General features: G+C 65.8%; 12 protein-coding genes. 1 reads left to right on the top strand and 11 read right to left on the bottom strand.

Features of this window, described 5'->3' with window-relative positions; translation table 11 throughout:
- Window positions 1-72: 72 nt before the first annotated feature.
- The 9 genes from hisS to PMI15_RS15985 form a co-directional block, all read right to left on the bottom strand.
- The gene (gene hisS / locus PMI15_RS16025; RefSeq protein ID WP_007871204.1) at window positions 73-1,422 is read right to left on the bottom strand and encodes a histidine--tRNA ligase; all 1,350 of its coding nucleotides are present in this window, start codon (window positions 1,420-1,422) and stop codon (window positions 73-75) included.
- Window positions 1,423-1,427: 5 nt separating this feature from the next.
- Window positions 1,428-2,684, bottom strand: coding sequence for a flavodoxin-dependent (E)-4-hydroxy-3-methylbut-2-enyl-diphosphate synthase (gene ispG, locus PMI15_RS16020; RefSeq protein ID WP_238541138.1), 1,257 nt, complete (start codon window positions 2,682-2,684; stop codon window positions 1,428-1,430).
- Window positions 2,685-2,704: 20 nt separating this feature from the next.
- Window positions 2,705-3,769, bottom strand: a complete 1,065-nt coding sequence (locus PMI15_RS16015; protein WP_007871202.1) for a helix-turn-helix domain-containing protein — start codon at window positions 3,767-3,769, stop codon at window positions 2,705-2,707.
- Window positions 3,762-4,580, bottom strand: coding sequence for a type IV pilus biogenesis/stability protein PilW (pilW, locus tag PMI15_RS16010; protein ID WP_007871200.1), 819 nt, complete (start codon window positions 4,578-4,580; stop codon window positions 3,762-3,764). The genes PMI15_RS16015 and pilW overlap by 8 nt, the downstream gene beginning before the upstream one ends.
- Complete coding sequence (gene rlmN, locus PMI15_RS16005) at window positions 4,577-5,725, bottom strand: 23S rRNA (adenine(2503)-C(2))-methyltransferase RlmN (RefSeq protein ID WP_007871198.1); 1,149 nt, start codon at window positions 5,723-5,725, stop codon at window positions 4,577-4,579. The genes pilW and rlmN overlap by 4 nt, the downstream gene beginning before the upstream one ends.
- A gap of 80 nt (window positions 5,726-5,805) precedes the next feature.
- Window positions 5,806-6,231: a nucleoside-diphosphate kinase gene (ndk, locus tag PMI15_RS16000; protein WP_007871196.1), complete on the bottom strand. Its 426-nt coding sequence runs from the start codon at window positions 6,229-6,231 to the stop codon at window positions 5,806-5,808.
- A gap of 125 nt (window positions 6,232-6,356) precedes the next feature.
- A complete protein-coding gene (locus PMI15_RS15995; protein WP_007871190.1) occupies window positions 6,357-7,961 on the bottom strand; it encodes a pseudouridine synthase in 1,605 nt (534 codons plus the stop codon).
- 3 nt (window positions 7,962-7,964) lie between these two features.
- Complete coding sequence (gene scpB / locus PMI15_RS15990; RefSeq protein ID WP_007871185.1) at window positions 7,965-8,792, bottom strand: SMC-Scp complex subunit ScpB; 828 nt, start codon at window positions 8,790-8,792, stop codon at window positions 7,965-7,967.
- 121 nt (window positions 8,793-8,913) lie between these two features.
- The gene (locus tag PMI15_RS15985) at window positions 8,914-9,948 is read right to left on the bottom strand and encodes an RluA family pseudouridine synthase (protein ID WP_007871184.1); all 1,035 of its coding nucleotides are present in this window, start codon (window positions 9,946-9,948) and stop codon (window positions 8,914-8,916) included.
- Between the two features lie 17 nt (window positions 9,949-9,965).
- Between PMI15_RS15985 and PMI15_RS15980 the strand changes: the two genes are divergently transcribed.
- On the top strand, window positions 9,966-10,790 hold the full coding sequence (locus tag PMI15_RS15980) for an outer membrane protein assembly factor BamD (protein ID WP_007871182.1): 825 nt from the start codon (window positions 9,966-9,968) through the stop codon (window positions 10,788-10,790).
- On the opposite strand, the gene PMI15_RS15975 is transcribed toward PMI15_RS15980, so the two are convergent.
- Both PMI15_RS15975 and PMI15_RS15970 read right to left on the bottom strand, forming a co-directional pair.
- The gene (locus PMI15_RS15975; RefSeq protein ID WP_007871180.1) at window positions 10,753-12,759 is read right to left on the bottom strand and encodes an ATP-dependent DNA helicase; all 2,007 of its coding nucleotides are present in this window, start codon (window positions 12,757-12,759) and stop codon (window positions 10,753-10,755) included. The genes PMI15_RS15980 and PMI15_RS15975 overlap by 38 nt on opposite strands.
- Window positions 12,759-12,962, bottom strand: a complete 204-nt coding sequence (locus tag PMI15_RS15970; RefSeq protein ID WP_007871178.1) for a DUF465 domain-containing protein — start codon at window positions 12,960-12,962, stop codon at window positions 12,759-12,761. Before PMI15_RS15970 ends, PMI15_RS15975 begins: the two co-directional genes overlap by 1 nt.
- Window positions 12,963-13,018: the final 56 nt, after the last annotated feature.

Below are 13,018 nucleotides of genomic sequence, written 5' to 3'. Positions count from 1 at the left end.
ACGGCGCGGATTGAGTTGGGGTGATTGTAGAGGCCAGCGACAGGCGCCCCGCCGGGGGCGCAGCCCGCCGGTTCAGCCGCGCAGGGTATGGGCCCAGGCCGCCACATCGTCCAGCGGCTGGAGCGCCTGGGCCTGCAGGGCCTGGTCTTTTTCGCCGCGAAGGTGCTTGACGGCGACACGCCCCTGGGCCAGTTCGTCATCGCCGAAAATCAGCGCATAACGCGCGCCGCTGCCGTCGGCCTTCTTGAACTGGGATTTCATGCTGCCCATCCCCTCGGCGGTGCCGCCGTGCATCTGCACCTTGATGCCGGCGCCGCGCAGGGCCTCGCAGGCCGCCATGGCGGCGGGCAAGGCCTGGGCTGACGGCAGGATGGCGTAGGCGTCGGGCGCGTTGTCGGGCGGCAGCACACCGACCGCCTCAAGCAGCAGCAGCATGCGCTCCACGCCCATGCCCCAGCCGACCGCCGGCGTCGGCTTGCCGCCCAGTTGCTCGAACAGGCCGTCGTAGCGCCCGCCGCCGCAGACCGTGCCCTGGGAGCCGAGCTTGTCGGTGATCCACTCGAATACGGTGAGGTTGTAGTAGTCCATGCCGCGCACCAGGCGCGGATTGATGCGGTAGGCCAGCCCCGCCGCGTCGAGCACCGCGCGCACCGCGTTCAGGTGGGCGAGCGAAGCTTCGCCGAGGAAGTCCATCAGCTGCGGCGCCGCTTCGACGATGGCCTGCATGGCGGGATTCTTGGTGTCCAGGATGCGCAGCGGGTTGCTGTGCAGCCGGCGCCTGGCGTCTTCGTCGAGCACGTCGGCATGCGCCTCGAAGTGCGCGATCAGCGCGGCGCGGTGCGCCATGCGCTCGGCCGGCTGGCCCAGGCTGTTGAGCTCGAGCCGCACGTGCTCCATGGGAATGCCCAGGTCGCGCAGCAGCGCCCGGCACATCAGGATCTGCTCGGCATCCACATCGGGCCCGGCAAAGCCCAGGGCCTCGACGTCGATCTGGTGGAACTGGCGGTAGCGCCCCTTTTGCGGCCTTTCGTGGCGAAACAGAGTCACCGCCGACCAGACCCGCATGGGCCCGTTGTACAGCGCGTTGTGTTCGACCATGGCGCGCACGATGCCGGCCGTGGCCTCGGGGCGCAGCGTGAGCCTGTCGCCATTCATCGAGTCCACGAAGGAGTACATCTCTTTTTCGACGATGTCGGTGACCTCGCCGAGGCCGCGCACGAACAGCGCCGTCGGTTCGACGATGGGGGTGCGCACATTGGCGTAGGCATAGCGCGCCATCAGCGCGCGCACCTTGGCCTCGAACCACTCCCAGCGCGCCGATTCGGGCGGCAGGATGTCGTTCATGCCTTTGACGGCCAGGAGTTTTTCCGTCTTCGCCAAAGCGGGCTTCTCCGCCGTGGCGGCAACTGTTTTTTCAGCCATGGGTGTCAGACAGCTTCAGCGACGGCGTGCGTGCCAAAGCGTTTTTCAATGTAGTTTTCAACGATGACCTGGAACTCCTGCGCGATGTTGTCGCCGCGCAGGGTCAGCTTTTTCTCGCCGTCGATGAACACCGGCGCGGCCGGTGCCTCGCCGGAGCCCGGCAGGCTGATGCCGATGTCGGCATGCTTGCTCTCGCCAGGGCCGTTGACGATGCAGCCCATCACGGCGACCTTGAGCCCTTCGACGCCGGGGTATTGCTCGCGCCAGACGGGCATCTGGGCGCGCAGGAAGTCGTCAATCTGCTTGGCCAGCTCCTGGAAGGTGGTGCTGGTGGTGCGGCCGCATCCGGGGCAGGCCGTCACGCTGGGCACAAAGGTACGCAGGCCCAGCGCCTGGAGAATTTCGGAGGCGATCACCACTTCCTGGGTGCGAGCCTCGCCAGGCTGCGGGGTCAGGGAAACGCGTATGGTGTCACCCACACCTTCCTGCAGCAAAACCGACAGCGCCGTGGCCGAGGCCACCGTGCCCTTGGTGCCCATGCCGGCTTCGGTCAGGCCCAGGTGGAGCGCGTGGTCCGTGCGCCGGGCCAGTTCGCGGTAGACCGAGATCAGGTCCTGCACGCCGCTGACCTTGCAGGACAGGATGATCTGGCTGCGGGGCATGCCCATTTCCTCGGCACGCTGGGCCGATTCCACGGCGGAGGTGATCAAGGCCTCGTACATCACCTGCTTCGCGTCCCAGGGCACCGCGCGCGCGCTGTTTTCATCCATCAGGCTGGCCAGCAGTTCCTGGTCCAGGCTGCCCCAGTTCACGCCTATGCGCACGACCTTGTTCCAGCGCATGGCGACTTCTATCATCTGGCCGAACTGACGGTCGCGTTTGTCGCCCTTGCCGACATTGCCGGGGTTGATGCGGTATTTGGACAAGGCCTGGGCGCAGTCCGGATAGTCGGTCAGCAGCCGGTGGCCGTTGTAATGGAAGTCGCCGATCAGGGGCACATCGATGCCCATGCGATCGAGCTGCTCGCGCACGTAAGGCACGGCCTGGGCAGCTTCCGGCGTGTTGACCGTGATGCGGACCATCTCGGAGCCCGCCAGCGCGAGCTCCTTGACCTGGATAGCGGTGCCTATGGCGTCCACCGTGTCGGTATTGGTCATGGACTGCACGCGCACCGGCGCGTCGCCGCCCACGGTGACGATGCGCGAACCCCAGGCGACCTGCGCCTGGAGGGAGCGCCGCGCCTTGGGAAAGGCGGATTCAATGGGAAGGCTTGCCTGCGGCACTATTTCACCTCGAAACGGGCAACGTTGTCCCTGGCGACGGCATTCAGGTCGAAGGCCTTTCCGCGCACCTGCACCTGCGTCAGGTCGGCCTTGCCGACCACGGCGGCCAGCGGCAACACGCCGGATGCGCCGGCGACTTCACCGGCCGTCAGGGTGCGGCGCAGCACCACCGTGCCCCTGGCATCGGTCACCTCCACCCAGGATTCACCCTTGGCGCTGAAGGTCACGATGCCCGCGGGCATGGGCTGCGAGGCGGCGGCGACGGGCGCCGCAGCCGCAGCTGCCGACGGCACCGCAGCTGCCGACGGCACCGCAGGTGCCACGGCTGCGGCGGCAGGCGCGGAGACACTGGCTGCCGGTGGCGCGGGGTTAACCACCGCCGGGGGAAGTGCCGCGATGGACAAAGGAGCCGCCGTTGCCGCGCTGCCGGCGGCGGCATCGGACGCGCTGGAGGGCTCGGCCTGGGCGGCGGGCTTGGCAAGGCTGGAGCCGGCAATGGCCACCGGCAAGGGCTTGCCCGCATCGGCACCGCCCGGCGGCATGGTCGAGTCGGCGGTTTCGGCTTTGCCGTTGCTGCCGTCCTGCTTGACGGCAGGCAGGAAAATCAGGACCAGGGCCGCCAGCAGCAGGAGCAGGCCCGCCAGAACGGCTGGCCTGGAAACCTGGGTCCAGATCGAAGGCCCGGGGCCTTCGCCCGGCGAGCGGAACGGGGCATTGATACTCGTTCCTTGATAGGTCAGCTTGGGCGCGCTGGTCTGGGGCAGAAGGCCCAGCACCGGGGCCGCGTCGAGTTTGAGGGTGCGGCACACGCTGGAGGCCAGTGCCCGCACGAAAACGGCATCGGGCAGCAGGTCGAAGCGGTCCTGTTCGAGCGCCTCGAGTTTCTTCACGGGAACCTTGAGCGACACCGCAAGCGCGGCAATGTGGATGCCCGCAGCTTCCCTGGCCTCGCGAAGCAGGCTACCCGCCGTCGCACCGGGAGCCGGCATGCTGCTGTGACTGAAGCCGGAGGGCGCCGCTTCGCTGCTCGAGGGCCCCAGGGGTGCCGGGTCAAGCTCACTCATTGAAAGCGCCCTTCTCATAGGCAGCCGCTTCGCGGGACTGCGCAAAGCGCTTTTTCAGCTGGTCGCCCAGCTGCAGCACCGCGCTGCGATTGTTCAGCTTTTGTTCGGTCCTGATGCCCAGCCACAGGCTTTCGGCGTTGGCCAGGTCGCTGTTGTTGATACGGCGAATGTAGAACTGGGCGCGAGTCAGTTCACCGCGCTCATACAAAAGATGGGCCAGGTTGTAGCCGGTGACGGGATTGCCCGCGTCCAACTCGTAGGACTGCATGAGGCTTTGCTCGGCTTCGGCGCGCTGCCCCGCGCGAACCTGGCAGACCCCTTGCGTCATCAGTGTCTTGGCCCGGCCCCCGTAGTTGGGATTGGACGCAGCCTGGCCGAACATGCGCAGGGCGTCGCTGTAGCGCCCTTGCTGGCACATCAGCCAGCCGTAGTTGTGCGCCGCGTCCGCATCGCGCGGATTCAGCGCGAGCGCGCGGCGAAAGCTGTCCTCGGCCATCGGAATGTCGTTGAGGCGCATATACACCAGGCCGCGCAGGTTGTAGGCATCCCCGAAGCTCGGGTCGGCCTGCAGCGATTGCTTGATCTCGTCCAGCGCCACATTGGTCTGGCCCTGCTCGAAATAGCCCGAGGCCAGTTCAAGCCTGAGCCGCGCGCGCCTGCGGCCGTCGGGCTCATCCGATTCGGTGACGATGTCGGTGCGGCCGCCGGAAGCCCCGGCCGCCCCGGGAGAGCCCTGCTGGTTGGCGCATCCCGCCAGCATCACGACCAGCGCGCACGCCGGCAACCAGATCACATTGGAGAAAAACCTCATACACCCATCCCCTTGGCCACAACGACTTTAATTCCCCCGAGCATACCTTGTCGCTGGGCGGCCATGCGCTGTTCCACACCCGTGCGGTCCTGCACATCGCCCGCGAGTTGCCCGCAGGCCGCGTCGATATCGTCTCCCCGGGTTTTGCGCACCGTGGTCACAATGCCCGCGTCCATCAGGATTTTCGCAAATGCGGCGACCTGCGGCATGTCCGATCGCTTGAGGCCGGAGGCCGGAAAAGGGTTGAAGGGAATCAGGTTGAATTTGCAGGAGAGGCCGCGCGCCGCGTGCGCCTGGACCAGCGCCACCAGCTGGCGCGCATGCGCGGGTTGGTCGTTCACGCCGTCCAGCATGCAGTATTCGAAGGTGATGAAATCCCGGGGGGCCGACGCCTGGTAGCGGGTGCAGGCCTCGAGCAATTCCGCGATGGGGTATTTTTTGTTCAGCGGCACGAGGTTGTCGCGCAGCGCGTCTTCGGGCGCATGCAGCGAGACAGCCAGGGCCACCGGGCAATCGCCCGCAAGGCGGTCGATCATGGGCACCACACCGGAGGTGGAAACCGTCACACGGCGCCGCGACAGGCCGTAGCCATGGTCGTCCAGCATGACCTTGAGGGCCGGAACCAGTTGCCCGTAATTTTGCAGCGGCTCACCCATGCCCATCATGACCACATTGGAGATGACGCGCTCTTCGCGGCCCAGGTGCTGGCGCAGGAAGTGTTCGGCAAACCACAGCTGGGAGATGATTTCCCCGGTGGTCAGATTGCGGCTGAAGCCCTGGTGGCCCGTCGAGCAGAAGCGGCAACCCACGGCGCAGCCCGCCTGCGAGGAAATGCACAGGGTACCTCGGTCGGTTTCCGGAATGAAAACGGTTTCAATGACATCGCCCGCGCCGACGTCAAACAGCCATTTGACGGTGCCGTCGGCGGAATCGTGACGGGAGACCACTTTGGGTCCCTGGATATGGGCCGAACCGGTGAGCTTTTCGCGCAGGGACTTCGCGAGGTCCGTCATCTGCGTGAAATCGGTCGCCCCTTTCTGATGGATCCAGCGAAAAAGCTGGGTGGCGCGAAAGCGCTTTTCACCGAGCCGCTCGCAGAAGGCGGCCAAACCATCGAGATCGAAGTCAAGAAGGTTGGCCGTCATCGCAGCAGGCAACCGGCTGAACCGCCCCAGGCAAGCGACAGCCCCGGCAAAGGGTAGCGAAGCATGGGGTCGGACATGGTTTAACGCGAGTAGACGTTCATGCCGGGGAAAAAGAAGGCAATTTCCACCTTGGCGGTTTCCGCGGCGTCGGAACCGTGCACGGCATTGGCGTCAATGCTGTCGGCGAAGTCGGCGCGAATGGTGCCGGGAGCGGCCTTCTTCGGGTCGGTGGCGCCCATCAGGTCGCGGTTCTTCAGGATGGCGCCCTCGCCTTCCAGTGCCTGGATCATCACCGGGCCGGAAATCATGAAGGACACCAGGTCCTTGAAGAAAGGACGCTCTTTGTGCACGGCGTAGAAAGCCTCGGCTTCGCCTTGCGACAGGTGGGCCATGCGGGCGGCCACAACCTTCAGGCCGGCGGCTTCAAAACGCGCGTAAATCTGGCCGATCACGTTTTTGGCCACTGCGTCGGGTTTGATGATGGAGAGAGTGCGTTCGATTGCCATGAAAGTTCCTTAACTGAGATTTTTTGGATTTTTAAATTATTCAAAAATTGAATAAAGCCCATGATTTTAACCTGCGGGCTTTCTACCGCAGATCAACCCTGTGATTCAAAGTGCTTCTGCGGCGCTCAACGGTTTCCGCCACGGTTTCCACCGCCGCGATTGCCGCCCCCACGGTTTCCGCCCCCGCCGCCCCCACGGCGCTGGCCGCCGGCATTGCCGCCGCCCCCCATGCCGGAGCCGCCGCGGCGCTGCTGGCCTTGGCCCTGGCGTTGCCGCGTGAAGGTGTCCGCGCCTATATAGCCGAACGAGGTTTTCATGGGGTCGGGCTGGGCGCCGCCGGGAAGCTTGTCGCCGCGGTCACCGCGGTCGTCGCGCCGTTTTTGCCCCTGCATGCCATTACCGGGAGGCGGTCCGTTGCGGGGTCCGGGACCGGCATTGCCACCCTGGCCGCGGCCTTTTCCGCCGCGGCGCCGGTTGCCGCGAGGCGCGGAATCGTTTCGCGGAAGCGGCGGCTGCGAGTCGTCGGGCTCCTGCTCGTCACCGCCCTGCGCAGCGGCCCCGGAAGGAGCCTCCGCCGGCGGCGCCGCAAACCGGTCGCGCCCGCCGCGCGGCCGCTCGTTCCTGCGCGGGCCCCGTCCCTGGCGGGGTTCACCGCCTTCGCCGCCCGGCGCGCCCGCCTGGGGGCCTCCCGCGGCAGCGCGCGGATCGGCGCGGGATTCGGAACGCGCCACGGCATTGGTGAGGGCCCAGATGTCGCGCTCGTCCAGCTCAACAAACGCGCCGCGCTTGAGGCCGCGCGGCAGCACCATGGCCCCGTAACGGATGCGGATCAGGCGGCTCACGGCGTGGCCGACCGCCTCGAACATGCGCCGCACCTCGCGGTTGCGCCCTTCGGAAATCGTGACCCGGTACCAGCAGTTGGCGCCTTCGCCGCCACCGGCCTCGATGGAGCCGAACTGGGCGACGCCGTCGTCCAGGGTCACGCCGTCGAGCAGGCGGTTTTTCTCTTCGTTGTTCAGGGCACCCAGCACGCGGACCGCGTACTCGCGCTCAAGGCCGAAGCGCGGGTGCATCAGCTTGTTGGCCAGCTCGCCGGAACTGGTCAGCAGCAGCAGGCCTTCGGTGTTCAGGTCAAGCCGCCCCACCGACTGCCATTTGCCCTGAAACAGCTTGGGCAGGCGCCGGAAAACCGTCGGGCGGTTCTGCGGGTCGTCGTGCGTGACGACTTCGCCCGTGGGCTTGTGATAGGCGATCACGCGCGGCGGCGGCGGGTCTATGCGCACGCGGATGGGCTTGCCGTTGACTTTCACGGTGTCGCCGAACTGGATGCGCTGCCCGATGTGGGCCGGCTCGGCATTGACCGAAATCCGCCCCTCCAGGATCAGTTGCTCCATCTCCAGACGCGAACCCAGGCCGGCCTGCGCCAGCACCTTGTGCAGCTTGGGGGTCTCGGGCTGCGGCGACAGCACACGCTTGGGCGGCGCCAGGGCGATGTCCTCCTCGTCGGCGTCAAACTGCCCCGTCACCACATCTTCAAAGCGTATCGCGCCGGCGGCGGGGGCGGCGTTGCGTCCCCTGGCAGGCCGCGCGGACGGCGGCGCGTCGGCTTGCGCCGGCGTAATCAGCTCGGGAGCCTCCTGCGCGGGCTGCTCCTGGGGCAGCGTCTTGACCTGGTCTTCACCAGCGGGCACGTCCACGGGTTGCGAGACGGGAGGATCTTGTTGGGTCATTTTTTACATTCGTACGGGGAAATCGACGTCATCCTGCCCGGAAGCCTCGGCATCGCCGTCGCCGTGGGCTTGCAGTTGCGGGGCCTCGACCGCCGCTTCCACGGGTTCCGGCATTTCAATGTCAGCCGCCTCGGCGTTGCCGGCCGGTTCATGGGCTTCGCCCATGGCATCCGGTTCCGGGGATTCGCTCACGCCGGCCGGATCCTCCGCAAGGACGGCGTCCTGCGCCTGCGCGACAAGTGCCAGTCCTTCCAGTTGCGCCTCGCCGTCCCCGGCCATTCCAAATTCGATTTGCTCGAGCATTGCGGCCGGCGTCGCGCCGGCGCTGTCCATGACGGGAAGCTGGTCCAGCGACTCGACGCCCAGGTCGTCCAGGAATTGCCGGGTGGTCGCGTACAGCGCCGGCCGCCCCACGGTTTCCCGATGGCCTATGACCTCGACCCAGCCGCGATCCTCCAGCTGCTTGAGGATCATGCTGTTGATCGTCACGCCGCGGATATCTTCCATGTCGCCGCGCGTCACGGGCTGGCGGTAAGCGATGATGGCCAGCGTTTCCAGCGTCGCGCGGCTGTAACGCGGGGGTTTTTCCGGGTGCAGCCGGTCCAGGTACTCGCGCATCTGGGGCCGACTTTGAAAGCGCCAGCCCGTCGCGACGTGCACCAGCTCCACGCCGCGGCCCGACCAGTCGTTCTGCAATTCTTCAAGTACCAGCTTGAGGCTGTCGGCAGTCAGTACCCCGTTGAACAGCACACCCATTTCACGCAATGGCAGCGGTTGCTGCGCGCAAATAAGTGCTGTTTCGAGGACGCGCTTTGCATCCGTCGTATTCATGATTGTGGTCGTTCCGAAAAAGGGCGGAAAAAAAGGCCGGGAAAACGTGGGTTCGGCGCTTGTTCGCGCATGCATCCATGCGCAATCTCCTGTCAGGAGCCATGGTGCAGGTAGCTGGAAACTACTGAATTTGATTGTATATCAGGCCCAAACCGGCCATAGCGGCCTGAAGGTCGGCAGGCGGCTCGGCCCGGAACTCCATGACCTTGCCCGTGACGGGGTGGGTGAAGGCCAAGCGCCAAGCATGAAGGCCCTGCCGACCCAGGCCCGCGGCGGGTGCTCCGCCATAGAGTTCGTCAGACACCAGCGGATGGCCCAGAAGCGCCATGTGGACCCGGATCTGGTGGGTGCGCCCCGTATGCAGCTTGCACTTGACGAGGCAGTGCTTGTCGGTGCCATGCAGCAGCGACACCACCGTGGAGGCCGTCTTGCCGGCGTTTTTTTCCAGGTCCACCACCGCCATGCGCAGCCGGTTGCGCGGGTCTCGGCCTATGGGGGCGTCGACCTGGCGGGTCTTTGCGCCCTGCCAGGCGCCGTGGGCCAGGGCCACATACTCCCGGCTCACGTCGCGGGCGGCGATCAGGCCGACCAGCTGGTCCATCACCGTCCGCTGGCGAGCGACCACCATCAGGCCGCTGGTGTCCTTGTCGAGGCGGTGGACGATACCGGCGCGCGGCAGGAACACGGCCTGGGGGTCGTGCGCCAGCAAGCCGTTGAGCAGGGTTCCGCTCCAGTTGCCCGGTGCGGGGTGCACCACCAGCCCCGCCGGTTTGTTGAGCACCATCAGGTAAGCGTCTTCAAACACGATGTCCAGCGCCATGGCTTCGGGCTTGAAAGCCTGGCTTTGCGGCGTGGGTCGCAACTCGATCAGGAGCGCATCCCCGGCCTTGACTTTGGCCGAGGCCTTGGTCGCCGGCGCACCGGCCAGCTTCACCATGCCGCCTTCGATCAATTGCTGGAGATAAGTGCGCGAGAACTCGGGCACAATGGCGGCCAAAGCGCGGTCAAGCCGGCTGCCGTGACTCTCCGCGGGAACCGTCACCTGCCGCAACTCCATCTCGGCCGCTGTATCCCCCTCCTCCTGGGCCTCATCCGGGACGCTTTTGGGCGCAGCAGCGGCCGATATAATCAATTTGCTTTGTTCTGAATCAGTCATCAAGAAGGTCGATTGCAATGTTTTCCACCAAATTATCGGTTGTTCCCAATGCAATGCCGCTTCTTGCAGCCGTTTGCGCACTGTCCTTCGTGATCGCCGGCTGCTCCAGCACACCAGCCCCCGACAAGACGGCCACCTGGAGCCCCAACAAGATCTACGCCGAAGCCAAGGACGAAGCGAGTTCGGGCGCCTACGACAAGGCGATCCCCCTGTATGAAAAACTTGAAGGCCGCGCAGCGGGAACCCCGCTGGCCCAGCAGGCCCAAATCGAAAAAGCCTATGCCCAGTACAAGGGCGGCGAACAAGCCCAGGCCATCGCGACGCTGGACCGCTTCATGAAGCTGCACCCCGCCAGCCCCGCATACGACTATGCGCTTTACCTCAAGGGCCTGGTCAACTTTAACGACAACCTGGGCATTTTCGGTTTCATCTCGCGCCAGGACCTGTCCGAGCGAGACCAGAAGGCCGCCAAGGAATCGTTTGAATCATTCCGGGAGCTGGTGACCCGTTTCCCCGAATCCAAGTACACGCCCGATGCCCGCCTGCGCATGAGCTACATCGTGAACTCGCTGGCGCAATCGGAAGTGCATGTGGCGCGCTACTACTACTCCCGCGGCGCCTATGTGGCCGCCATCAACCGCGCACAGACCGCGATCGCCGACTACCGCGACGTGCCCGCGCTGGAAGAAGCTATCTACATCCTCTACAAATCCTATGATGCCCTGGGCATGGCCGAGCTGCGCGACGACACCCGCCGCATCATGGAAAAGAACTACCCGCAGAGCCCCTACCTCACCAAGGGCTTCAAGGCTGCAGACAATCCCTGGTACAAGTTCTGGTAAGGGCGTCCAGCCTGTCCGCCAGCTCCTGCTCCGACAGCAGGCGCCGCATGGGCGGCAACGCCCTTAGCAGCCGCTTGCCGTAGCCCATGGACGCCAGGCGGCTGTCGCACACCACCAGCACACCCTCGTCGGTTTCACGGCGTATCAGCCGGCCGGCACCTTGCTTGAGCGCCACGGCCGCCTCGGGCAGAAAATAATCGTTGAACGCGCTGCGCCCCTGTGACTCCAGCAGTTTGGAGCGGGCTTCGGCCAGCGGGTCGTTCGGCGGCGGAAACGGCAGCTTGTCGATGATGACCAGTTGCAGCGCGTCGCCCGGCACATCGATGCCCTCCCAGAACGAAGCCGACGCCACCAGCACGCAGCCCTTGCCGCCGTTGGCGTTGCCCTCGCGAAAGCGCTCTATCAGCACGCGCTTGGGCATGGCGCCCTGCACCAGCACTTCCATGTCGGGCGACTCCCGGAAAGCATCCCTGAGCGCGTCACCGATGGTGCGCAATGCCCGCAGCGTGGTGGTCAGCACCATGGTGCGGCCGCCCAGGTGCCGCGACCACCTGGCGGCGGATTCGGCCACCTTCACCGTATGGAGGGGGTCTCCCGGCTTGGGAAAGGCCGGCGGTATATAGAGCGCCGCCTGGCGTTCATAGTCAAAAGGGCTGCCGACGCGCAAGACCTCGGCCTCCTCCAGCCCGCAAGGCTGGGTGAACCAGCTGAGCTTGTCGTCGTCACCCAGCGTGGCCGAGGTGAACACCCAGGTTTTGTCGGCGCCGTTGCCCGCACCCAGCACCTTGCTTTTGACGGCCTTGGAAATGTCCAGTGGCGACTCGACCAGCCGCAGCTGGGTGCCCACGTCGGCCCAGCGCACACAGCCCGGCTCACAAGCATGGACAAAGCGCCGGGCGCGTTCGGACAGCTCCGCGGCACGTTCATGCAGACGAACAAAGTCGGGGGCGATTTCACTGACCGTATCCAGGGCCGCGCAGGCCTGCTCGCAGGAGGCGTGAACGGCCTGCAAAGCGCCGTTCCATTCGTCCGCATCCAGGCCCTCGGGGGATTCGCCCACCCACCTGAGCTTGGTTCCGGGGTATTGCTTGCCAGCGCACAGACGCAGCTCGCGCGCAGCATGCTCCACCGCGGACACCACCTCCTGCCAGTCGACCAGGCCGCGGGCCAGTTGCAGGCCGGTGGCCAGCATGTCCCTCGCGAAATCCAGCAGTTGGCCGGTGGTGAGGTTGGTGCCCAGGAACTGCACACCGGTTTCGTTGAGCTGGTGTGCCTCATCGAAGATGGCAATGCGCACTGAAGGCAGCAGTTCGGCCACGCCGGATTCACGCACCGCCAGGTCGGCAAAAAACAGGTGGTGGTTGATCACCACCACGTCGGCTGCCATGGCCTCCCTGCGGGCCAGGTTCACGTGACAGGCCCGAAAACGCGGGCACGGGGCGCCCAGGCAGTTTTCGCGCGTGGAAGTCACCAGCGGGATCATGGGGGAACGCTCGTCCAGCCCCGGCAGCTCGGCCAGGTCGCCGGTGCGCGTCACCTTGGACCATTCCTCTATCCTGGCCAGGGCGCGCACGGAAACGCCGTCGGGCAGGTAGGCCTCCTGGCGGGCCATCTCCATGCGATGCAGGCACAGGTAGCTGGCCCGCCCCTTGAGCAAGGCCGTGCTCACAGGGAGCCCCAGTGCCTCGACCAGGCGCGGAAGGTCTCGGCCGAACAGCTGGTCCTGCAGGGCCTTGGTCGCGGTCGACAGCAGCACGCGCTCGCCGCTCAACAGGGCCGGGACCAGGTAAGAAAAAGTTTTACCAACACCGGTGCTGGCCTCGACCACCAGGGGGTAAGCCCCCTCGATGGCGCGTGCCACGGCCAGGGCCATTTCAGTCTGCCCGCTGCGCGGCGTGAAGTGCTCCGCCGCTCGCGACAGCACACCGCCGGGCGCAAAAGCCTCTTCGACTTCAAGCGCAAGCGTCATCAGGCGGGCTCGGGGGGGTCCAGCGACAACTCGAGTTGAGCGATCTGGTCACGCAGCTGCAGGCGCCGCTTTTTAAGGCGCCTGAGCAGCAGTTCGTCGATAGGCATGGTGTGCGCCGCGATGTCCACCAGCGCGTTGAGGTCCGCATGCTCCATCCTGAGTTCAATCAGCTGCCGTTCCGGGGAATGTAAATTTAAGTCCAAGGTTTTTTATCCGTACGCGCCGCTTCGCTTGATAATACGTCGATTGCGACCATAAA

The organism is Polaromonas sp. CF318 (assembly GCF_000282655.1).
GTDB lineage: Bacteria > Pseudomonadota > Gammaproteobacteria > Burkholderiales > Burkholderiaceae_C > Polaromonas.
Note: the sequence above shows the minus strand (reverse complement) of the source record. Positions and strands in the feature narration are given on the sequence as shown.